Here is a 23,478-nt window from a genome sequence, read left to right as displayed (position 1 = left end):
CTCCGATGCCGCGATGAAACCCAAGCGCGCCACTCATCGGCTAGACTCGGAATCCACGTCCATTCAGAAAGCACTCCGCCCCGATGGGTGACGACCCCGACAGTAGTTCCGGGCGTGCCGACGCGCACGCACCGCTGCCCGCGCCGCGCGCCGGCCTGTGCACCGCCATGCCGATGACGACGCCATCGCGGGGCCGACCATGATCGGCAATCTGCTCCTTCTGCTGCTGGCCTTCGGCCTGGTGCTGCTCAACGGCTTCTTCGTTGCCGCCGAGTTCGCCCTGGTCAAACTACGCCATACCCAGGCGGTGGGCCTGGCCGCACAGCACGGTTGGCGCGGCCGCCTGCTGCTCAACGTGCATTCGCACCTGGACGCCTATCTGTCGGCCTGCCAGCTCGGCATCACCCTGTCCTCGCTGGGCCTGGGCTGGGTGGGCGAGCCTGCCTTCGCGCACCTGCTCCAGCCGCTGTTCGACGCGGTGGGCATGAGCGCGGATGCCTCGCGCCTGACCGCCTTCATCATCGCCTTCAGCGTGATTTCGTTCCTGCACATTGTGCTCGGCGAATTGGCGCCCAAGTCGATGGCGATCCGCCGCCCCGACCGCATGTCGCTGTGGACCGCCGCCCCGCTCTACCTGTTCTACTGGGCGATGTACCCGGCGATCTGGCTGCTCAACAACAGCGCCAATGCCCTGCTGCGACTGGCCGGCTGGGGCGACGTCGAACACACCTCGCACCGCTATTCGCGCGAGGAGCTGAAGCTGATCGTCGGCCGCCAGCAGCCGACCGGCGATGCACCGGACCACGACCTGACGCTGATGAGCCACGCGCTGGAACTGCCCGAGCTGGTGGCGGGCGACCTGATGCGCTCGCGCGACCACCTGCGCGCGTTCCGCGATGGTATGGGCCTGGACGAGGTGATGGCCGAATTCGCCGAGAGCCGCTACAGCCGCTATCCGTGGTTCGACCGCGATGGCGAGGAGGTGCTGGGCATCCTGCACATGAAGGACCTGCTGGTGGAGATCGCGCGTGGCAAGCCGACCGGCGATCTGCGCCCCCTGCTGCGCCCTGCCAACCTGATCGCCCTGGAAACCCCGGTGCCGCTGGTGCTGGAGCGTTTCCGCACCGGCACCACCCATCTGGCGCTGTGCGTGGAGGAGCATGGCCGCATCCTGGGCTACTTCACCCTGGAAGACCTGCTCGAAGTGGTGGTCGGCGACATCGAGGACGAGCACCCGCACATCGTCAAGGACGCGCCCACCCGTGGCGCGGACGGCACCCTGCTGGTGGCCGGCTCGACCTCGATCTTCCGCCTGGAACGGCTGCTGGGCCATGACCTGGACGCCCCCGAGCACCTGAATTCGGTTGGCGGGCTGATCGTCCACCAGTTGCAGCGCCTGCCCGAGGAGGGCGATCAGCTGCAGATCGACGGCCACACCTTCACGGTCAAGCGCATGGCGGGGCACCGCATCCAGGCAGTGACCGTACGGATGGCAGCCGAACCCGCCGGAACCGCCGGGGCAGCGTAGAATGACGGCCCCCGTCGTCATCGCCCTGCCCCTGCCATGTCCGAATTCGCCCTGCTCGCCCTGTCCCCGCTCGATGGCCGCTACGCCGGCAAGGTCGATGCGCTGCGCCCGATCTTCTCCGAATACGGCCTGATCAAGGCCCGCGTGAAGGTCGAAGTGGAATGGCTGCTGGCCCTGGCCAACGAACCGGGCATCGCCGAGCTGGCGCCCTTCTCCGCCGCCGCTGCGGCGCGCCTGCGCGCCCTGGCCGATGATTTCGCCCCGGCCCACGCCGCGCGGGTGAAAGAGATCGAACGCACCACCAACCATGACGTCAAGGCGGTGGAGTACTTCATCAAGGAACAGCTCAAGGCCGACGCCGAGCTGGGCCCGGCGCTGGAATTCGTGCATTTCGCCTGCACCAGCGAAGACATCAACAACCTCAGCTATGGCCTGATGCTCGAACAGGCCCGCCGCGAGGTGCTGCTGCCGTCGCTGGACGGCATCGCCGCCACCCTGCGCGCCCTCGCCCACGCCCAGGCCGCCCAGCCGATGCTGTCGCGCACCCACGGCCAGACCGCCTCGCCGACCACCCTGGGCAAGGAAGTGGCCAATGTCGTCGCCCGCCTGGAGCGCCAGCGCCGCCAGATCGCCGCGGTCGAACTGACCGGCAAGATCAACGGCGCCGTGGGCAACTACAACGCCCACGTCATCGCCTACCCGGACGTGGACTGGCCGGCCTTCGCCCAGCGCTTCGTCGAAAGCCTCGGCCTGGTGTTCAACCCGTACACCACCCAGATCGAGCCGCACGACAACGTCGCCGAGATCGGCGATGCCGCGCGCCGCGCCAACATCATCCTGATCGACCTGGCGCGCGACGTCTGGGGCTACATCTCGCTGGGCTACTTCAAGCAGAAGCTCAAGGAAGGCGAAGTCGGCTCCTCGACCATGCCGCACAAGGTCAACCCGATCGACTTCGAAAACGCCGAAGGCAACTTCGGCATCGCCAATGCCCTGTTCGAGCATTTCAGCGCCAAGCTGCCGATCAGCCGCTGGCAGCGCGACCTGACCGACTCCACCGTGCTGCGTGCGGTCGGCACCGCCTTCGGCCACACCCAGGTCGCCCTGGACTCGCTGGCCAAGGGCCTGGGCAAGCTGACCGTGAACCCCGAACGCCTGGATGCCGACCTGGACGCCTCGTGGGAAGTCCTGGCCGAGGCCGTGCAGACCGTGATGCGCCGCTACGGCCTGCCCAACCCCTACGAGCAGCTCAAGGCCCTCACCCGCGGCCAGGGCATCACCCCGGACTCGATGAAGGCCTTCGTGGAATCGCTGGACCTGCCCGACGACGCCAAGCAGAGCCTGCGCGCACTGACCCCGGGCGGCTACGTCGGCCTGGCGGCGGAGCTTGCCAAGGCAGTCTGATTCCGCCGTTTCATCGCCTGTAACCCAGCAGGGCATCGGAGTTTCCGGTGCCCTTCTTTTTTGCGCGAACAGCCTTTCGCTGATGGGGTACAGGTTCAGGGCCGGCGGGTAGGGAAGATCAAAAAACAACTGCCGGGCCGTGCGGTGTGCGGCTCTCACCCGCCGCCGCCCCCCACGTCGCAACGAGGCGCCAATGCTCTGCGCGTGCCGACGACTGCCACCCGGCCCCGCACCAGCTCGCAGCACGCAACGCGCCGGCGGTACGCGACATCCCACCGCAGGTGCACATCCCGCCCAACCAGCGGACAATAGCCGTGCCGGCGCGCGTGACCCGCTGCGCCCCCTCATTCCGTCTAGACGCTCCAAGGATTCCCGCATGGCCGCCCGCAAGACCAAGACCCCCGTCATCGAAATCCAGGCCCGCCCCGGCCTCCCTCTGGGCATGCCCGCCGCCACCTTCCTGCGCGACTACTGGCAGAAGCGCCCCCTGCTGATCCGAGGCGCTTTCCCCGACTTCCAGACCCCCGTGCAGCCGGAAGATCTGGCCGGCCTGGCCTGCGAAGAAGGCGCCCTGGCCCGCCTGATCAGCCATGACCGCGCCTCCGACGGCTGGACCGTGCGCACTGGCCCGTTCCAGGAAGAAGAATTCCCCGGCATGCCCGACCATGACTGGACGCTGCTGGTGCAGGACGTCGACAAGTGGGACCCGGACGTGCGCGCCCTGGTCGGCCACTTCGACTTCCTGCCGCGCTGGCGCATGGACGATGTGATGATCAGCTTCGCCGCCACCGGTGGCTCGGTCGGCGCCCACGTCGACCAGTACGACGTGTTCCTGCTGCAGGGCTACGGCCACCGCCGCTGGCAGATCGACGCCAGCGAATCGATCAAGGGCAAGCGCCCGCCGCTGGATTTCCGCGACGACGTCGAACTGAAGCTGCTGCGCCGCTTCAAGCCGACCCACGACTGGGTGCTGGCCCCGGGCGACATGCTGTACCTGCCGCCGAACGTCCCGCACAACGGCGTTGCCGAAGACCCCTGCCTGACCTTCTCCTTCGGCATGCGCGCCCCGGCCTCGGCCGAACTGATCAGCGACTACCTCGACACCCTGATCATGGATGCCGATGAGTCCATCCGGTACCAGGACCCGGACCTGAAGGTGCCCGAAGACCCGAACGAAATCGACGTGGTCGCCATGAACCGCGTGGTTGCCGCGCTCAATGCCATCCGCATGAACGACCCGGACAAGCTCGGCGACTGGTTCGGCCGCTTCATCACCACCTACCGCGCCGCCGGCGAAGTGATGGCGCACGGCGAACCGGTGCCGCCCGAAGAGGTCGCTGCCGCCCTCGGCGCTGGCCTGGCGCTGCAGCGCCACCCCTGGTCGCGCATGGCCTGGCGGCGCGCCAAGCGCGGTGCCAGCCTGTACTGCAGCGGCCTGGAGTTCGCGCTGTCGGTGAAGGATGCCCAGCTGCTGGCCGCCACCGAACTGCTCGGCGCTCCGCTGTACCAGAAGCTCTCGGCCAAGGGCCGCGATGCCGTCCACGCGCTGCTGGCCGGCGGCCATTACCAGCTGCTCGACCCGAACGCCTTCGATGACGAGGACGAGGACGCGTACGACGACGAGGACCAGGGCGATGCCATTGCCGGGTACGCCATCCTCGACGCCAGCGACACCGTCGAGGTGGTCGAGGTCGAGGACGTCCGCGCCGATGTCCACGAAGTCACCATCCACGACGATGGCATCGAAGTGATCGTCGATTTCGACGACAGCGACGGCGAGGACGACGCCAGCCCCGCAGACGGCACCCCGCGCCGCTGAACATGGCCGGCCCCGCCTTCCAGGTCGAGGAGGTCCCCTACCCGGCGCAGCATGCCGCGCTGCACCGGGTGCGCCAGCGCGTGTTCGTCGACGAACAGGGGGTTCCCGCCACGCTGGAGGTCGATGCGCTGGACCCGCTCAGCGTGCATGTGCTGGCCCGCGACAGCGAGGGCCAGCCGATCGGCGCCGGCCGGCTGACCCCGGACGGCCGCGTCGGGCGCATGGCCGTGCTGGCCGGCTGGCGCGGCCGTGGCGTCGGCGAGGCCGTGCTGCTGGCTCTGGTCGCGGCAGCCCGGGCAAGGGGCTGGCGCGAGATTGCCCTGCACGCCCAGCTGCCGGCCCGCGCCTTCTACGCCCGTCAGGGCTTCCTGCCGGACGGGGACCTGTTCGAGGAGGCCGGCATCGCCCATCAGCACATGCGCCGCGTGCTGGACGGGGCGGCCACCATCACCACCTTCGACGAGGCCGTGGCCATCACCACCGCGCTGGTCCATCGCGCCCGGCGCCACCTGTGGATCCACAGCCGCCAGCTCGACCCGGGCCTGCTCGATGCCGCCCCGGTGATGGCGGCACTGCGCCGATTCGCCACCGCCCGCCACGACAAGCAGGCCTGCCTGATCGTGCATGACGCCACGGCCATCGCCCAGAGCGGCTCCCCTCTGCCGGGGCTGCTGCAGCGGCTGCCCAGCGTGTTCCGGGTCCGCCAGGTAGCGGACCCGGTAGACCGCGCCGTGGCCTCGGCCTGTCTGGTCAATGACAGCGGGGACTACTACTTTCGTCTTGCCGGCCATCGCGTCGACGGCGAAGCCGGGCTCGACCAGCCTGCACGTTCGCGACCGTTGCAGGACGGTTTGCAGCGCGTATGGGAACGTTCGCGTGAATGCACGGAACTGCGGGCGCTCGGCCTGTAGCTCACGCCGCGTGCCCGAACCTGTCTGGCAATGACACCGCAGCACCGCTGCGCGGCCCCCCGGCGCCCCTTCCTGTCCCGATGGGGGTACAATTTGGGGAGTTAGATACCGCCCGCGCAGGGCTATTCACTTTTCCTGCCGGTTCTCACCGAAGCCTTACCCCACAAGCGAATCCGACCCTCCATCGTGGACAATCTACTGAAGCAGTTTGCGCAGTCTTCGCAGCTCGCCGGCGGCAACGCCTCCTATATCGAGGATCTGTACGAGCAGTACCTCGTTTCTCCGGACAGTGTCGATCCCAAATGGAAGACCTACTTCGACGGCTTCAAGGGCCGCGAAGCCGGTGACATTCCGCACTCGGCCGTCATCGCCCATATCACCGAAGCCGCCAAGAACGCTGGCAACAGCGCCACGGCCACCGGTGCCGGCGACGAGCGCGAGCGCAATGTCGGCCGTCTGATCACCGCCTACCGTTCGCGTGGCCACCTCGGTGCCCGCCTGGACCCGCTGGGCCTGACCCCGCCGACCAACCCGCCGGACCTGGGGCTGCCGTTCCACAGCCTGTCCGAGAGCGACCTGGGCAGCGAGTTCAGCACCGGCGGCATCGCCGGCCAGCCGCGCATGAAGCTGCGCGACCTGCTTGAGCGCCTCCAGAAGACCTACACCGGGTCGATCGGTGCGGAGTTCATGCACATCTCCGAGGTCGAGCAGCGCCAGTGGCTGTACCAGCGCCTGGAATCGGCCGGTGGCAACTACAACCTGGATGCCGACACGCAGCGTCGCACGCTGGAGCGGCTCACCGCGGCCGAAGGCCTCGAGCGCTACCTGCATACCAAGTACGTCGGCCAGAAGCGCTTCTCGCTGGAAGGCGGCGATGCCTTGATCCCGATGATGGACACCATCATCCGTGACGCCGGCAAGGATGGCGTCAAGGACGTGGTGATCGGCATGGCCCACCGCGGCCGTCTGAACGTGCTGGTCAACACGCTGGGCAAGAGCCCGCGCAAGCTGTTTGACGAATTCGAAGGCAAGTTCGATCACGACGAGCACGCCTCGGCGGGTGACGTGAAGTACCACATGGGCTTCTCGGCCGACGTGTCCACCCCGGGCGGCGCCGTCCACCTGGCGCTGGCGTTCAATCCGTCGCACCTGGAAATCGCCGACCCGGTCGTGGCCGGCAGCGTGCGCTCGCGCCAGGAACGTCGCGGCGACACTGCCCGCAAGCAGGTCATGCCGATCCTGATCCACGGCGACGCGGCCTTCTCCGGCCAGGGCGTGGTCATGGAACTGTTCCAGATGTCCCAGGCCCGCGGCTTCGCCGTCGGTGGCACGGTGCACATCGTGGTCAACAACCAGGTCGGTTTCACCACCTCCAACCCGCTGGATACGCGTTCCACGCGCTATGCCACCGACGTGGCCAAGATGATCGCCGCCCCGGTGCTGCACGTGAACGGCGACGATCCCGAAGCGGTGGTGTTCGCGGCCCAGCTCGCCTTCGAGTTCCGCCAGAAGTTCGCCAAGGACGTGGTCATCGATCTGATGTGCTACCGCCGTTGGGGCCACAACGAGGCCGACGAACCGGCGATCACCCAGCCGCTGATGTACCAGGTGATCCGCAAGCACCAGACCACCCGCGAGCTGTACGCCGCCAAGCTGGAAGCCGCGGGCGTGATCCCGGCCGACGGCGGCAAGGCGCTGGTCGATGCGTACCGCAACAAGCTCGACGCCGGTGAAGTCACCACCGAGCTGGCCGCGGTCGAGAAGACCCCGGCCACCAGCCGCATGTACGTGGACTGGCCGAAGCTGCTGGCCGGCAAGCTGTCCGATCCGGTCTCCACCGCCGTGGGCATCGACAAGCTCAAGCAGCTCGCGCAGCTGATCAACACCGTGCCGGAAGGCGTGGAACTGCACTCGCGCGTGGCCAAGGTCTATGACGACCGCCGCAGGATGGCCGCCGGCGAAATCCCGGGCGACTGGGGCTTTGCCGAGAACCTGGCCTACGCCACCGTGCTGGACGAGGGCAACAGCCTGCGCCTGGTCGGCCAGGACGTGGGCCGCGGTACGTTCACCCACCGCCACGCGATCCTGCACGACCAGAAGACCGACAACTACTACCTGCCGCTGCGCCAGCTGGTCGAGTCGCCGGAACGGGCCACCATCATCGATTCGCTGCTCAGCGAAGAAGCGGTGATGGCCTATGAGTACGGCTTCTCCACCACCGATCCGAACACGCTGTGCATCTGGGAAGGCCAGTTCGGCGACTTCGCCAACGGCGCCCAGGTCGTGATCGACCAGTTCATCGCTGCCGGCGAAGCCAAGTGGGGCCGCATCAGTGGCCTGACCCTGCTGCTGCCGCACGGTTACGAAGGCCAGGGCCCGGAGCACAGCTCCGCCCGCCTGGAGCGTTTCCTGCAGCTGTGTGCGCTGGAAAACATGCTGGTATGCGTGCCGTCGACCCCGGCGCAGGCGTACCACATGCTGCGCCGTCAGATGCGCATGACCACCCGCAAGCCGCTGGTGGTGATGTCGCCCAAGTCGCTGCTGCGCCACAAGCTGGCCGTGTCGACCCTGGACGAGCTGGCCAACGGCGAATTCCAGCACCTGATCGGCGACACCACCGCGAACGCCAAGCAGGTCAAGCGCGTGGTGCTGTGCTCGGGCAAGGTCTACTACGACCTGCTGGAAGACCAGACCAAGCGCGGCCAGGACGATGTGGCCATCATCCGCGTCGAACAGCTGTATCCGTTCCCGCGCGTGGCCCTGGCGGCAGAGCTGAAGAAGTACGGCAAGGCGGCCGATGTGGTGTGGTGTCAGGAAGAACCGCAGAACCAGGGTGCCTGGTACCAGATCCGCCACCACCTGCAGGCGTGCCTGGCCGATGGCCAGAGCATCCATTACGCAGGTCGCGCCCGTTCGGCATCGCCGGCCGCTGGACACATGGCTGACCACGTCATCGAGCAGCAGAAGCTGATCGCCGACGCGCTGGTCAACCCGTTCAACGACTCGGTCGCTGAATAACCTCCTCCCTCATTCTAGAAAAGACAAACCAGGAAGCTCCCGCATGGCCACCGAAGTCAAAGCCCCGGTACTGCCCGAATCCGTCGCCGACGGCACCATCGCCACCTGGCACAAGAAGGTCGGCGATGCCGTCAAGCGCGATGAAAACCTGCTTGATCTGGAAACCGACAAGGTCGTTCTGGAAGTGCCGTCGCCGGTCGATGGCGTGCTGAAGGAAATCAAGTTCGACGTCGGCGCTACCGTGACCTCCAGCCAGGTCGTGGCCATCATCGAAGAAGGTGCCGTGGCGGCTGCCCCGGCACCCGCCGCTGAAGAGAAGAAGGCCGCTGCCGCCCCGGCGGCTGCCGCGCCGGCAGCCGCCGCCGCTCCGGCTCCGGCTGCCAAGAGCGCCGCCGACGCCCTGCCCCCGGGCGCCCGTTTCACCGCCATCACCGAAGGCGTGAACCCGGCCGACGTGGACGGCACCGGCCGCCGCGGTGCGGTGACCAAGGAAGACATCGTCAACTTCGCCCGCAATGGCGGTGCCGGCAAGGCCGGTGGCGCACGTCCGGAAGAACGCGTGCCGATGACCCGCATCCGCAAGCGCATCGCCGAGCGCCTGATGCAGTCCAAGAACAGCACCGCCATGCTGACCACCTTCAACGAGGTCGACCTGTCCAAGGTCTCGGCCGCGCGCAAGGAACTGCAGGACGAGTTCGTCAAGGCCCACGGCATCAAGCTGGGCTTCATGAGCTTCTTCGTGAAGGCCGCCGCCAACGCGCTGCAGCGCTTCCCGCTGGTCAATGCCTCGATCGATGGTGACGACATCATCTATCACGGCTACTCGGACATCTCGATCGCCGTGTCGACCGAGAAGGGTCTGGTGACCCCGGTGCTGCGCAACGTCGAACGCATGTCCTTCGCCGACATCGAAAAGACCATCGCCGATTACGCCAAGAAGGCACGTGACGGCAAGCTGGGCCTGGAAGAACTGCAGGGCGGCACCTTCACGGTGACCAACGGCGGCACCTTCGGTTCGCTGCTGTCCACGCCGATCATCAACCCGCCGCAGAGCGCCATCCTGGGCATGCACGCCATCAAGGAGCGTCCGATCGCCCAGAACGGCCAGGTCGTGATCGCGCCGATGATGTACCTGGCGCTGTCCTACGACCACCGCATCATCGACGGCAAGGACTCGGTGCAGTTCCTGGTGGACATCAAGAACCAGCTGGAAAACCCGGGCCGCATGCTGTTCGGCCTGTAAGACCTCCCGCCCCTCCGCGCCTGCGCGGAGGGGTTCTGGTAAAGCAACAAGGACTATCTCAATGGCTGAACAATTCGACGTCGTCGTCATCGGTGCCGGCCCGGCCGGCTACCACGCCGCCATCCGCGCCGCGCAGCTGGGTCTGAAGACCGCCTGCATCGACGCTGCGCTGGGCAAGGACGGCAAGCCCGCCCTCGGCGGCACCTGCCTGCGCGTGGGCTGCATTCCGTCCAAGGCGCTGCTGGATTCCTCGCGCCAGTTCTGGAACATGGGCCACATCTTTGGCGACCACGGCATCAGCTTCAAGGACGCCAAGATGGACGTCGAGGCGATGATTGGCCGCAAGGACAAGATCGTCAAGCAGTTCACCGGCGGCATCGGCATGCTGTTCAAGGCCAACAAGGTCACCCCGTACTACGGATTCGGTGAGCTGCAGCCGGGCAACATCGTCAAGGTCAAGCAGCACGACGGCTCGGAAGTCGAGCTGAAGGGCACCAACGTCATCATCGCTGCCGGTTCGGACTCGATCGAACTGCCGTTCGCCAAGTTCGACGGCGACACCATCGTCGACAACGTCGGCGGCCTGGACTTCACCGAAGTGCCGGCCCGCCTGGCCGTCATCGGCGCCGGCGTGATCGGCCTGGAACTGGGCAGCGTGTGGAAGCGCCTGGGTGCGGAAGTGACCATCCTGGAAGCACTGCCGGACTTCCTGGCCGCCGCCGATGCCGAAGTGGCCAAGGTCGCCGCCAAGGAATTCAAGAAGCAGGGCCTGGACATCCGCCTGGGTGCCAAGGTCTCCAAGGCCGAGGTGACCGGCAAGGGCAAGAAGAAGGAAGTTGCCCTGACCTACACCGATGGTGAAGGCGAAAAGAGCCTGGTCGTGGACAAGCTGCTGGTGGCCGTTGGCCGCCGCGCCGCCACCAAGGGCCTGCTGGCCGAAGGCACCGGCGTCAAGATCAACGCCCGTGGCCAGATCGAAGTGGACGACCATTGCCACACCGGCGTCGATGGCGTGTGGGCAGTCGGCGACTGCGTGCGCGGCCCGATGCTGGCGCACAAGGGCTTCGAAGAAGGCATCGCGGTGGCCGAGCTGATTGCGGGCCTGCCGGGCCATGTCAACTTCGACACCATTCCGTGGGTGATCTACACCGAGCCGGAGCTGGCCTGGGTCGGCAAGACCGAACAGCAGCTCAAGGACGAAGGCATTCCGTACAAGGCCGGCAGCTTCCCGTTCGCCGCCAACGGCCGTGCCGTCGCCATGATCGAGCCGGCCGGCTTCGTAAAGGTGCTGGCGCACGCCGAAACCGACCGCATCCTGGGCATGCATCTGGTCGGTGCGAACGTGTCCGAGCTGGTCCACGAGGGCGTACTGACGATGGAGTTCAGCGGCTCGGCCGACGATCTGGCGCGCATCTGCCATGCCCACCCGTCGCTGTCCGAAGTGGTGCACGACGCCGCGATGGCCGTCGGCAAGCGGTCGATCCACAAGGCAAACTGACCGGCCCGAGGGTGTAACAAAAAAACCCCGCTTCGGCGGGGTTTTTTTGTGGCTGCGCGTCAGTGCCGGACGCTGCCACACAACAAATGTGGTGTTGGTCGAGTCGACCATTAGACGGCCGTCGCGCGAGCCGCAAGTCGCAAGTCGCAAGTGTAATGACCCACTGAATTCCTGCTCAGGTGTTACTTTCCCCGAAGGAGACACCGATGAGCGAAGTGATGGAAGAAGAGATCAAGCGTTGGACGGCCCGTCGCAAGTCCGCACTGGTCCTTGAGATCATCCAGGGCAAGACCACCGTGGCTGCGGCCAGCCGCCAGTTTGACCTGACGCCGGCCGAGATCGAGAGCTGGGTCGAAGATGGCAAGCGCGGCATGGAAAACGCGCTGCGGGCCAAGCCGGAGGACGTGCGCGAGCAGTACGAGCGCCAGCTCAAAGACCTGCAGGAAGCCTACGGCGAGGCCATGCTGGAGATCCGCGCCCGAAAAAAGCTGGCGTCCCTGCTGGGAAAGGACGAGAGCTGATGCTCTCGGTGCAGCAGGGCCTGAAGGACGAAGGTGTAGCGGTACCGATGACCAAGCTGTGCCAGTGGTTCGGTGTGGCGCGGCGGACGACGTACTACAAGCCGACCCGTTCGCCTGCAAAGGTCAAAGCGGAGCTTGCCGAGCCGATCAAGGAGATGATCGAGGCGGAGCCGTCGTTCGGCTACCGCACGGTGGCTGCATTGCTGGGCATGAACAAGAACACCGTCCAGCGGATCTTCCAGCTCAAGGTCTGGCAGGTGCGCAAGCGCGCACTTGGGCAACGGCCCAGGATCGAGGCAAAGGTCTCTCGTGCCGAACGGCCCGACCAGCGATGGGCCACAGACCTGTGTCGTGTATGGGGAGGCAAGGACGGCTGGCTGAGCCTGACGCTGGTGATCGACTGCAGCACGCGGCAGCTCCTGGGCTGGCAGCTGTCACGCACCGGCAAGGCGAGCACTGCCTCAGCCGCTCTGGAGCAGGCCTTGATCGCCCGCTTTGGCGCGCTGGGACGTGTGCCGGAGCCTTTCCTGCTGCGCTCGGATAACGGTCTGGTCTTCACCAGCCGTGACTACACGCGCCTGGTGCGCAGCTACGGCCTGAAACAGGAATTCATCACGCCGCACTGCCCGCAGCAGAACGGGATGGTGGAGCGCGTGATCCGGACGCTTAAGGACCAGTGCGCGCATCGACACCGGTTTGAGAGCCAAGTCCATGCCCTGCGGATCATTGGCGACTGGATTGGCTTCTACAACCAACAGCGCCCACATCAGGCGCTGAAGATGATGACCCCAGATGCGGCTCATGCCGCTACATTAACCGCATGACCTGAGCAGAAAACGGTGGGTCATTCCACAAGTGGCAAGCCACTCAATGCCATCGCATCGAGCAGCCGCGCATCAATCGATCAGGACGATCAATCGTCGCCCAAGACCACCTTATAACGAACCCGCATTAAGCAACCGACACCGTCATCGCCCGTGCCGGGAAATCGTCAAGGGTAAACAGACATCAGGAGAATCTAAAGCTGCACCTCAAGGCCCCAGAACAAGATTCCTCCATACCTTGAGACCGCAAGGTGGCCCGCGCTATCCTCGACTAAAAACAAAGACCCAGCTTTATCCCCTGTCCATCCTGTGCCACGGAGAGCGTCGAACCATGCCGATTGTCCCCAAGAGCAACCTCAAACTAGCAGTGAAGAATGTCGCAAAATTCGGAGATACGGACATCTTTCCGTATCCAATTGATAACCACATTCTAAACGATCTACCAGATTGTGCAGTTTCCGTCCTTGAGCACATTGACAAGGAATTCGATTCGGCGATCAAAGACCACCCTGTTCTGACCGCAAAAAACCTATCAGTCGTTGGATATAGCGGATTCCGCTGGGGGACACAGATCGACCCGATCTGGAATCTCTATTTACTTTCGCTAGTTATCTCAATCGCAAATGAAGTTGAGTCCAAAAGGCTCAGCAGAGACATAGTTTTCTCGTATAGGTTCAAGCCCGACGACGAGGGTGGTTCTCTATTCGATAGATCAATTGGATGGCACGCATTCCAATCTCAGGCTGTCACACACGCACGCGCTCATCCGTACGTACTAAGATGCGACATCTCCGATTTCTACCCCCGCATCTACCATCACAGACTCGAAAACGCACTTAAGAAGGCCACTTCAAATGGCGTTGTCATAAATCGTATAATGGCATTACTGCAATCAATTTCTGACAATGTATCCTATGGATTACCTGTTGGCGGACCAGCCGCCCGAATCTTGAGCGAGATACTCTTAAACCGAGTCGATAGACTCCTTGTAAGTGAGTCCATTACTTTTTGCAGGTTTGTTGATGACTACATCATCTTTGCAAACAGCAAAGAGGAAGCATATTCAGCACTGATTTCGTTAAACGACCTACTCCTGGTCAACGAGGGGCTTTCGCTTCAGAAAACAAAAACTCGAATCATGACCTCAAAGGAGTTTCTATCCACCTCGGAATTCTCGTTACCGGAAGAGTCCGAAGCACAAGTGGATAGCGAAGAACGTGCATTCCAGCGTCTCCGGGTGTATTACGATCCATACTCTCAAACCGCTGAACAAGACTACGAGAAGCTCAAAGAAGAACTTTCAAAGTTTGATATCGTAGGAATGCTTGGGCGCGAACTTTCCAAGAGCCGAATTGACGAGAGTCTCTCCAAGAGACTTCTCTCCGCCTTAAAGCATCTCAAACCAGAAGTTCAGAACGATGCTGTAAAATCTCTCCTCCATAGTCTTGACCTACTGTATCCAGTGTTTCCATCCGTAATGCTACTATGTCGGGGACTTTTAGATAACCTGGAAACTTCCACTAGAGAATCGCTATTTAAACAAATACGATCTCTAATTATCTCAAATTCGTATATTACGCAAGTTCCCACAAATCTCTCGTATGCCCTGCGACTACTTTCCGAAGATCCGTCCGAGGAAACAGAGATTATCCTATCCAACATCTACAAGCAGCCATTAAGCATGATGATCAAGCGAGATTTGATCTTAATGATGGCTCATCGAGGAGCAGATCACTGGATTTCAAATTACAGAAGGAACTACCCAACTTTAACCGTATGGGAGAGGAGGGCCATGCTCATAAGTTCGTACATCTTGGAGGATGAAGGGAGGCATTGGCGAGATTCTGTAAAGCACGACCTCAATGAGTACGACAAACTTGTACTGAAATGGGCATCGCACTCCAAACAAAAGGCCCAAGGATCATGGAGGGTTCCGGTATGATCTCGGAACAACACTTCTCAACAAGCTTCACTTCAGTTTGGCATGACATCATCCCTCTAGCGGACACGTACTGGCGCCGGGAAAATCTCCGCGTAGAGCATTGGGGCTCTCCCGTCGACAATCTTGCACCAATTAGGATTCGCGGTTTCATCAATGAACTTGCATTCGAGGTATTTCGCAAAGCCGTTGAACTAGACACAAGGGCTCAATCAAAACTCCTTCTACCCCTTCTCTATGATTCCATAGAAGATGTCTCGAAATACATACTTAGGATCACTAACGATTCACACTCGGTGACATCTGAGTTGGATGATAAGAGCAAGGCCGAGACCATCGCGCTTGCTTTAAACCTGCTTCGCTTCTTCACGAATCGCGAATCGATAATTTTTAGACCAAAGTTCTCGGGCTGTGGGATCGTGGCATCCTGCGAAGGTGACCTCATCTACGAGGATTGTCTATATGAAGTCAAGGCAGGTGATCGTGGATTCCGCGTGACCGACCTAAAGCAACTTCTAATATACTCCAGCTTGGTGTTTATAAAAGAGCAATCCGCATTCTCCAGCGTGGGTCTTTATAATCCGAGAAGCGGCTTCCTCTGGAAACGAACACTAGATAGCGTTTGCTTGGAGTTGAGCGGGTTGCGCCAGAGCGATGTTCTTGCAAACATCGCAACTAGCATGACTCGACTCTCAGTATCCAGGTGAGTCGAGTTTCTGCGCGCTCGAGTTCATAGTAGACGAGGCACCGAGCGGTTAACGGAACCAATCTCAATTTCTCGCGGCCTTCACCAACTCCACCCGACCAAAGAACCACGATCCACCAATAAATCCACCGCTTTCATCATCTAATAGATTCTTGGTAGCTGGGGACGGGCCTATCCGCGCCTTGACAGGTTGATCAGCTATTAGCAACTAACAGAAGCGTGATGTCTTTCCGAAGGAGGCACCCAGGAGCGCGAAGATGGAAGAGGAGATCAAGCACCGCTCCCCGGGCAGATATGACTCTGATCAGCGCGCGGCGACCGGTCCACCCAGCAGCCGCGCCGGCAGCATCAACAGCGCGCGCAGGAACGCGAACAGTGCCGAGAAAGTGATGCCCACCAGGCGGAACGGCAGACTCAACAGCCAGACGAAGGGCCACGCCACCAGAGCCAGGACCGCCAGTGGCCAGCACAGCACGAACAGCAGGCACCACACACCGAGCGCGAACAGGGTCTTCATGACGGTCTCCAGGGCGGCACCTTGCCGCTGCGGTAGTACCGTGCCGCCCTGCCCGGCCGGCTTCAAGCTGTTTGCGACGAAACCCTCCGGTTCTCCGACGAACCCCGGATCGGTCTGGAGGAACAGCCCCGTGGTGCCGGCCGCTGGCCGGCCCCCCCCCCACGTCCGTCCGAGGGTCCATGAAGAGCCGGCAAGCGGCCCGCACGCCCGACCAGGCCCCCGGCACGCGTAGAACGAACCCCTCAACGCCATTGGCGTTATTCGAAGGAGCCGACCGAGTCGTGCGACAGGTTGTCGAAACGGGTGTATTCGCCGAAGAACTTGAGCTTGCACGAGCCGGTCGGGCCGCCTCGGTGCTTGCCGATGATGATCTCGGCCAGGCCCTTGTCTGGGGAATTTTCCTTGTTGTAATAGTCGTCGCGGTAGATGAACACGATCATGTCCGCGTCCTGCTCGATTGCGCCGGATTCGCGAAGGTCGGCCATCACCGGGCGCTTGTCGGTACGCGTTTCCAGCGAGCGGTTGAGCTGGGACAACGCGATCACCGGCACATTCAGTTCCTTGGCCAGGCCCTTGAGCGAGCGCGAAATCTCCGAGATTTCGGTCGCGCGGTTCTCGCTGTTGCCGGGTACCGACATCAGCTGCAGGTAGTCGATCACGATCAGACCCAGGTCGTGCTCGCGCTTGAGGCGGCGGCACTTGGAGCGCAGGATCTCCGGCGATACACCCGGCGTGTCGTCGATGAAGATCTTGGTTTCCTTCAGCATCCGGATCGCGCCGGTGACGCGGCTCCAGTCCTCGTCCTCGAGCTGGCCGGTACGCAGGCGCTGGGCGTTGATGCGGCCGTTGGAGGAAATAAGGCGCATCGCCAGCTGCGAGGCCGACATTTCCATCGAGAACACCGCCACGCCCTTCTTGGACTTGATCGCGGCGTACTCGGCGATGTTCAGCGCGAAGGTGGTCTTGCCCATCGCCGGACGCGCGGCGAGGATGATCAGGTCGGTCGGCTGCAGGCCGGCGGTCATCGCATCGAAGTCGGCGTAGCCGGTCGGCAGACCGGTGATGTTGCCGCCGTTCTCGAAGCGGTTGCGCAGTTCCTCGAACGCGTCCTTCAGCGCACCCGGCATCGCCACGAAATCGGTCCGGCCACGCGCGCCCTGCTCGGCGATCGCGAACACGGACTTTTCCGCCGCCGACAGCAGCTCGCTGCTCTCGCGCCCCTCGGGCTGGAAACCGTCGTTGACGATGTCGGTACCGACCTGGATCAACTGCCGCAGCACGGCCTTGTCGCGCACGATCTCGGCATAGGCGGCGATGTTGGCCGCCGAGGGCGTGGTGCTGGCCAGTTCGATCAGGTACGCGCCGTCGCCGACCAGCTCCATCTTGCCCTGCGACTCGAACCACTCGCCCAGGGTGACCGCATCGAACGGCCGATCACGCTCGGACAGCTCGCGGATCGCGCGGTAGATCATCTGGTGATCGCGGCGGTAGAAGTCGGTTTCGGTCAACTGGTCGTTGACCCGGTCGTAGCTTTCCGGCGCCAGCATCAATCCGCCCAGCACCGCCTGTTCGGCCTCGATCGAATGCGGCGGAACACGCAATGCGTCGATGCGCATCTCGTCGCGGTCGAAACGGTCACCGCGGTCTTTGCGGTCGGAACGGAAGCCAGAACGGGCGGACATGGGAGCGTACTTCCTGCGGGGTATGAGGCGTTGGACATGGTAGGCACGCAGCGACTGCCGCAGCCATGCACAACTCTGTGGATAAGCAGTGGATGAGCTGGGGGCATGCCGGCGGCGGCCGGCCGCATCGGCCGGGGCCGGCGCCGTGGTGGCGACGGGCGCCGTTGCGGCACCCGTCGAGGGCCACATTATCGCAGATGCACCCGACTCAATGCTGACCGCCGTGCGTACCGGTCCAGGCCAGGAAGCGGTCCACGAAGCCCTGCAGGAATGCCTGCGTGCCCGCGTTGGTGATCGTGCCCTGTGCGTCGATCAGGCCCTCCTTGAAGTGCAGGAAGGCTTCCGGCTGGCCCAGCACCGGCATGTCCAGGTAGGCCAGGATGTTGCGCAGATGCTGCTGGGCCAAGGCCGTGCCGATCACCCCGACCGACGCCCCGATGACCGCGGCAGGCTTGCCGGCGAAGGCGCTGTCGCCATACGGCCGCGAGCCCAGGTCGATGGCGTTCTTGAGCACGCCCGGCACCGAGCGGTTGTACTCGGGGGTGACGAACAGCACCGCGTCGGCCTGGCGGATCTGCTGCTTCAGGCGCACGCCCTGCGCAGGATAGTGGCTGTCGAAATCCTGGTTGTAGAGCGGCAGGTCACCGATCGACACATAGTCGAACCGGGCCTTGTCGCCCGCGAGCTTTTCCAGCGCATGGGCCAGCGCCAGGTTGTGCGACCCCTTGCGCAGGCTGCCCACCAGCACGGCAATCTTGAATTCAGGCATGAAGGCATCTCCAGTCGTGGGAAGGCCCAGCCTAGGCGGGGCGGCCTTCGCGAGTGGTGAAGGCCACGCCGGATGCGGCGCGACAGCCGGTCAGCCGCGCGCGACCCCTGCCCGGACCTGCTGCCAGTGCGCCTGCCAGGCCTGGAACATCAGCACATTCCACAGGTGCGTATGCCATTTGCGCTCGCCCTGCTGGAACTGCTGCCACCGCGGTGCCACCGCGGCCACATCGAACACGCCTTCGGCGGCCAGCCGCGCCGGGTCGAGCAGTTCGTCCGCCCAGCCGCGCAGGTCACCCTTGAGCCACTCGCTGACCGGGGCGCCGAATCCGCGCTTGGGCCGGTGCACCATGTCCTGCGGCACATAACGGCCCAGCACGCGCTTGAGCAGGTACTTGCTGACCCCGTCGCGGTGCTTGAGCGCCATCGGCAGCGACCAGGCGAATTCGGCCACCCGCCAGTCCAGCAGCGGTGCGCGCGCCTCCAGGCTCACCGCCATGCTGGTGCGATCCACCTTGCACAGCAGGTCGTCGGGCAGGTAGGTGCTGAAATCGGCCAGCATCATCGCATCGGCCGGCGAGCCGGCACCGTGCAGCGGGTCGGCCAGGTCGTAGAAGCTGCCCGCCGCCGTAGCGCCCGGCACCGCGGCCACCGGATCGCGCCAGCGCGTGATGCGGTTGCGGTACACATCCCCAATGCCGCGTGCGCCCGCTTCGGCCAGCAGCGCAGCAAGCCCGCCGGTACGCGAGGCCTCGCCCTGCCCGCGTGCGCGCGCGGCCATCCAGCGCCGCAGCGGCGCCGGCACCCGGCCCAGCATCGTCCAATTGCGCAGCGCGCGCTGATAGCGGCCATAGCCGAAGAACAGCTCGTCGCCCCCATCGCCGGACAGCGCCACGGTCACCTTGCCGCGCGCCAGGCGCGCCACCAGGGCGGTGGGTACCTGCGAGGCATCGGCGAACGGCTCGTCGAACATCGCCGGCAACGTCGGCACCACCGCCAACGCATCGGCGCCACTGACGTACAGCTCGGTGTGGTCGCACTGCAGGTGGGTGGCCAGCGCCTTGGCCAGCGGCGCTTCGTCGTGGTGGGATCCCTCGAAGCCGATGCTGAAACTGTGGATCGGCGTGGGCGACTGCGCCTGCATCAGCGCGGCCACCACCGACGAGTCGGTGCCACCGGACAGGAACACGCCCACCGGCACGTCGGCCACCATGCGCAGTGCGACGGCGTCGCGCAGGATCGCATCCAGCCGTTCTTCGGCCTCCTCATCGCTGCCGACGAACGGGGCTGCCAGCGCCTGCTGCATGCGCTCGCGCGCATTCCAGAACGGCTGCTGCATCTGGTCGGGGCGATGCGCGGCGGCGCCGGCGGCCACTGCCTGCGCATCCAGCCGCAGCACCCGGCCCGGCAACAGCTTGAAGCAGCGCTCATGGATGCAGTGTGGGGCCGGGATGTAGTCCAGGCGCAACAGCAGGGTCAGCGCGTCGCGGTCCACCCCGTTGTCGAAGTCCGGGTGCTGCCACAGCGCCTTCAGCTCCGAGCCGAACACCAGCGCACCGCCGGCCCAGCCGTAGTACAGCGGCTTCTTGCCGACCCTGTCGCGGGCCAGCCACAGGCACTGCCCAGTCCGGTCCCACAGCGCGATGGCGAACATGCCATTGCTCCGCTGCAGGGTCTCGTCCAGCCCCCACTGGCTGATCGCGGCCAGCAGCACCTCGGTATCCGAATGCCCGCGGAAGCCGTGGCCCAGCGCCTCCAGTTCAGCGCGCAGCGAGGCGAAGTTGTAGACCTCGCCGTTGTAGGCCAGCACGTAGCGGCCGTCGGCCGAGGCCATCGGCTGATGGCCCAGCGGCGACAGGTCCAGGATGCTCAGGCGGCGGTGGGCCAGCGCAATGCCCGCGGCCGCATCTGCCCAGACCCCACTGTCGTCCGGCCCACGATGGACCATCGCATCGCCCATCGCGCGCGCCCGGTGTTCCAGTGTCGCCTGCTCCAGCCCGGGAGCGGGCAGCAGCATTCCTGCCAATCCACACATGCGTCAGAGATCCTGCGCCAACACCCGTGCGGCGCTCAGGACGGCATTGTCGCTTGGAAGCACCGAGATTGCTGCCCCCGCCAACGGCGTATAGGTGTCCGCGCCGCAGACCCGCTGCAGCGGCAGGTGGCCGAGACCGGCCTCGACCAGCGCGGTGATGACGCCCTCCCCCACCCCGGCGCTGTGGCGGCCCTCGTCCACCACCAGGATGCGTTGCGCGGTAGCGCCCTGCTCGGCGATGAAGCCGGCATTGAGCGGCACCAGCCAGCGCAGGTCGACCACGCGCACCTGCCAGCCCAGCGTCGCCTCGATGCCGCGCGCGGCACGCAGGCTCATCGGCACACCATTGCCGAAGGTGAAAATCACCAGGTCGTTGGCGTCCGGCGCGTACACGCGCCCCTCGCCGGGCAGCATCGCCGGCTGGCCCGGGGGTGGGTAGTCGAATACCCATTGGCCGTCGCCCGGCACGTGCAGGTCCTTGGTCATGTACAGCGCGATCGGCTCCAGGAATACCGCCACGCGGCCATCCACCTGGCCCAGCGCGGCCAGCGTGCGCAGCATCTGCACCGCATCGTCGCCCCGCGAGGGGCACCCCACCACCAGGCCGGGAATGTCGCGCAGCGCGGTGATCGAGTTGTCGTTGTGGAAGTGGCCGCCGAAACCCTTCTGGTAGCCCAGCCCGGCCACACGCACCAGCATCGGGTTGCGGTACTGGTCGTTGGAGAAGAACTGCAGCGAACACGCCTCGCCGCGCAGCTGGTCGATGGCGTTGTGCAGGTAGGCCAGGTACTGGATCTCCGGGATCGGCAGCATGCCCAGGTTGGCCAGGCCCTGGGCCATGCCGAGGATCATGGTTTCGTCCAGCAGCGTGTTGAACACCCGGCGCGGGCCGAACGCCTTGAGCAGGCCCTTGCTGACCGTGTACACGCCTCCCTTCTGCGCCACGTCCTCGCCAAACAGCAGGGTCGAGGGGTACTTGGCCATCAGCTCGTGCAGCGCCTGGTTGATCTGGATCGCCAGGTGGCGCGGCGGCAGGCGTTCGGGCAGCTGCGCCGCGCCGCCGTGGGCCGCCTCGCGCGCCACCGGGTCCGGCAGGCGCTCGGCTTCGGCACGCACGGCCGCCGGCGAGTACGGCGCCAGCGGCGCGATGATGTCCTCCAGTGCAGACAGCTTCGGCCGGCGATCGGCCTCGTCCGCCGCCGCGAAGCAGCGCTGCCGCACGGCCTCGTACGCGGCCAGCAGCGCATCCGGCGTCATCCAGCCCGAGGCCAGTGCGATCTGCGCCGAGCGCAGCAGCGGGTCGGCTGCCTCGGCCGCGCAGAGTTCGGCCAGCGGCCGCCACTCGATCTCGAAATCGGTACCGGCATGGCCCATCAGCCGCGTGGTGCGCAGGTGCAGGAAGGTCGGCCGCCGCGTCTGCCGGCAATGCACCAGCGCGCGCTGGACCGCGTCATGCCCATTGGCCAGGTCCAGTCCATCGGCGAAGAAGTAGTCCAGGCCCGGCCGATGGCCGAAGCTCGCGGCGATCCAGCCCTCCGGTGTTTTTACCGAGATGCCGATGCCGTTGTCCTCGCAGACGAACAGGATGGGGGCCGGCAGCCGCTGGTGGGCGGCCCACGCAGCGGTGTTGAAGGCGGTCTGCGCGGAGGCGTGGTTGGCCGACGCATCGCCGAACGAGCAGATCACCACGCTGTCGTCGGGAATCGGCAGGCGATGGCCGATGCGCCGCCCGCTCTCGATCGCCATCGCCGTTCCCAGCGCCTTGGGCAGATGCGAGGCGATGGTGGACGTCTGCGGCAGCACCCACAGCGGCTTGCTGCCCCACACCTTGTGGCGGCCGCCGCTGGCGGGGTCGTCGCGGCTGGCCGCGAAGGACAACGCCGCATCCATCACCGGGTCCATCCCCGGCACCTTGCGGAACCGTTCGGCCATGAAGCCGCCGGAGCGGTAATGCAGGAACGCCGGATCGGTGTGCCGGGCCAGGCGCGCCACCAGCGCATTGCCCTCGTGCCCGGCCGAGCCGATCGTGTAGAAGACCTTGTTCTGCACACGCAGCACGCGCGCCATCAGGTCCAGGTGGCGGCTGATCAGCTGGGACTCCAGCAGCTCGCCGAAACCCTGGGCGTCCAGCGTGCTGCCGGGCAGGATCGGCGCGCCCGGATCGGGCCGCGGCACGGCCGGGCCGCGCCACTGCTGCACGAAGTCGATGAAGTTGGTATCGCAGATCTCGGCCCGGTTGAGGCCTTTCATGCGTGCGGGAATCGGATCGGGAACCACGGCAAACATCCATCACCCTCCGTGAGGTGCTGCGGAAACGATCAAACGTGCCGGTCAGGCCGGCTGTACGAGCAACGCCTGCACCTGCGGCGACACCGGCGGCATCGGCACGAAGCCGGGCTGCGCGCGCACGCGCCGCAGCCAGGCCAGCACGGCCGGATACGGCGCCAGCGTCACGCCGCCATCGGCGGCGACATCGGTGTAGGCGAACAGCGCGATGTCGGCGATGCCGTAGTGGCGGCCGCTGAACCAGTCGGCCTGCGCCAGGTGCTGCTCCATCACCGCCAGGGCTTGTGCCGCGCGCGCCTGCAGCTGCGGCAGTTCAGCGCGGCGCGGGGAATCGATGGCGGTCCAGCCGCGGATGAAGCGGGCCACGGCCACGCAGGGCTCATGGCTGTACTGTTCGAAGAACATCCAGCGCAGCGTCTGCGCGCGCTCCCAGCCGTCGGTGGACAGGTACGGCGTTCCTTCGGCCAGCCAGAACAGGATGGCATTGGACTCGGGCAGCACCCGGCCGTCGTCACGCTGCACCAGCGGCACTTTGGCGTTGGGGTTGAGGGCCAGGAACCCGGGCGTGTGGGTCTGCCCGTTGGCGCTGTCCACTTCCACCCACTCGTAACGGCTGCCGAGGTGTTCGAGCAGCATGCGCACCTTGTGGCAGTTGCCCGACACGGACATGCCATACACCGTCAACGGAGCCCGTACCGACGTCATTGCCACCCTCTCGGATCACTGGCGGGCGGTCTGCCCGCAGCCGCGAGTCTGGCCGCAAGCAGGCGGGCTTGCCA

17 protein-coding genes are annotated in these 23,478 nt (G+C 65.0%); 11 read left to right on the top strand and 6 right to left on the bottom strand.

What is annotated here, in order from left to right:
• The first annotated feature begins 199 nt into the window (after positions 1-199).
• The 11 genes from OC534_RS10420 (at position 200) to OC534_RS10370 (ending at position 15,412) form a co-directional block, all read left to right on the top strand.
• Positions 200-1,528, top strand: a complete 1,329-nt coding sequence (locus OC534_RS10420; protein WP_017356478.1) for a hemolysin family protein — start codon at positions 200-202, stop codon at positions 1,526-1,528.
• A 36-nt stretch (positions 1,529-1,564) separates the two neighbouring features.
• Complete coding sequence (purB, locus tag OC534_RS10415; protein ID WP_017356477.1) at positions 1,565-2,932, top strand: adenylosuccinate lyase; 1,368 nt, start codon at positions 1,565-1,567, stop codon at positions 2,930-2,932.
• Positions 2,933-3,308: 376 nt separating this feature from the next.
• Positions 3,309-4,751: a cupin domain-containing protein gene (locus tag OC534_RS10410; protein WP_136003366.1), complete on the top strand. Its 1,443-nt coding sequence runs from the start codon at positions 3,309-3,311 to the stop codon at positions 4,749-4,751.
• A 2-nt stretch (positions 4,752-4,753) separates the two neighbouring features.
• Positions 4,754-5,662, top strand: a complete 909-nt coding sequence (locus OC534_RS10405) for a GNAT family N-acetyltransferase (protein ID WP_262071757.1) — start codon at positions 4,754-4,756, stop codon at positions 5,660-5,662.
• Between the two features lie 186 nt (positions 5,663-5,848).
• A complete protein-coding gene (locus OC534_RS10400; RefSeq protein ID WP_136003364.1) occupies positions 5,849-8,680 on the top strand; it encodes a 2-oxoglutarate dehydrogenase E1 component in 2,832 nt (943 codons plus the stop codon).
• A gap of 43 nt (positions 8,681-8,723) precedes the next feature.
• Positions 8,724-9,923, top strand: a complete 1,200-nt coding sequence (gene sucB / locus OC534_RS10395) for a dihydrolipoyllysine-residue succinyltransferase (RefSeq protein WP_136003362.1) — start codon at positions 8,724-8,726, stop codon at positions 9,921-9,923.
• A gap of 61 nt (positions 9,924-9,984) precedes the next feature.
• Positions 9,985-11,421, top strand: coding sequence for a dihydrolipoyl dehydrogenase (gene lpdA / locus OC534_RS10390; RefSeq protein WP_136003360.1), 1,437 nt, complete (start codon positions 9,985-9,987; stop codon positions 11,419-11,421).
• 206 nt (positions 11,422-11,627) lie between these two features.
• The gene (locus OC534_RS10385) at positions 11,628-11,942 is read left to right on the top strand and encodes a DUF1153 domain-containing protein (protein ID WP_262071756.1); all 315 of its coding nucleotides are present in this window, start codon (positions 11,628-11,630) and stop codon (positions 11,940-11,942) included.
• On the top strand, positions 11,942-12,766 hold the full coding sequence (locus tag OC534_RS10380; protein WP_262071755.1) for an IS3 family transposase: 825 nt from the start codon (positions 11,942-11,944) through the stop codon (positions 12,764-12,766). The genes OC534_RS10385 and OC534_RS10380 overlap by 1 nt, the downstream gene beginning before the upstream one ends.
• Before the next feature lie 331 nt (positions 12,767-13,097).
• The gene (locus OC534_RS10375) at positions 13,098-14,708 is read left to right on the top strand and encodes an RNA-directed DNA polymerase (RefSeq protein WP_262071754.1); all 1,611 of its coding nucleotides are present in this window, start codon (positions 13,098-13,100) and stop codon (positions 14,706-14,708) included.
• Complete coding sequence (locus OC534_RS10370) at positions 14,705-15,412, top strand: hypothetical protein (protein ID WP_262071753.1); 708 nt, start codon at positions 14,705-14,707, stop codon at positions 15,410-15,412. The genes OC534_RS10375 and OC534_RS10370 overlap by 4 nt, the downstream gene beginning before the upstream one ends.
• Before the next feature lie 303 nt (positions 15,413-15,715).
• Here the strand turns inward: OC534_RS10370 and OC534_RS10365 are convergent, their stop codons facing one another.
• From OC534_RS10365 to OC534_RS10340, 6 genes are all read right to left on the bottom strand, one after another.
• Entirely contained in the window at positions 15,716-15,928 is a 213-nt protein-coding gene (locus OC534_RS10365) for a hypothetical protein (protein WP_262071752.1), read from the bottom strand.
• 257 nt (positions 15,929-16,185) lie between these two features.
• On the bottom strand, positions 16,186-17,610 hold the full coding sequence (locus tag OC534_RS10360; RefSeq protein ID WP_017357569.1) for a replicative DNA helicase: 1,425 nt from the start codon (positions 17,608-17,610) through the stop codon (positions 16,186-16,188).
• 208 nt (positions 17,611-17,818) lie between these two features.
• Positions 17,819-18,379 carry an NAD(P)H-dependent oxidoreductase gene (locus OC534_RS10355; RefSeq protein WP_017357570.1) on the bottom strand — a complete coding sequence of 187 codons (561 nt, stop codon included), beginning with the start codon at positions 18,377-18,379 and terminating at the stop codon, positions 17,819-17,821.
• Between the two features lie 90 nt (positions 18,380-18,469).
• Positions 18,470-20,413 (bottom strand): asparagine synthase (glutamine-hydrolyzing), encoded by a 1,944-nt coding sequence (gene asnB, locus OC534_RS10350; protein ID WP_136003356.1) that lies wholly within the window; start codon positions 20,411-20,413, stop codon positions 18,470-18,472.
• Between the two features lie 3 nt (positions 20,414-20,416).
• Complete coding sequence (locus OC534_RS10345; RefSeq protein ID WP_153165376.1) at positions 20,417-22,699, bottom strand: thiamine pyrophosphate-dependent enzyme; 2,283 nt, start codon at positions 22,697-22,699, stop codon at positions 20,417-20,419.
• 45 nt (positions 22,700-22,744) lie between these two features.
• Positions 22,745-23,404, bottom strand: coding sequence for a glutathione S-transferase family protein (locus tag OC534_RS10340; RefSeq protein WP_017356643.1), 660 nt, complete (start codon positions 23,402-23,404; stop codon positions 22,745-22,747).
• Positions 23,405-23,478: the final 74 nt, after the last annotated feature.

Source organism: Stenotrophomonas sp. Marseille-Q5258, from assembly GCF_946900935.1.
GTDB lineage: Bacteria > Pseudomonadota > Gammaproteobacteria > Xanthomonadales > Xanthomonadaceae > Stenotrophomonas > Stenotrophomonas nematodicola.
The sequence above is the reverse complement of the archived record's forward strand: the minus strand, read 5'-3'. Positions and strand labels throughout refer to the sequence as shown.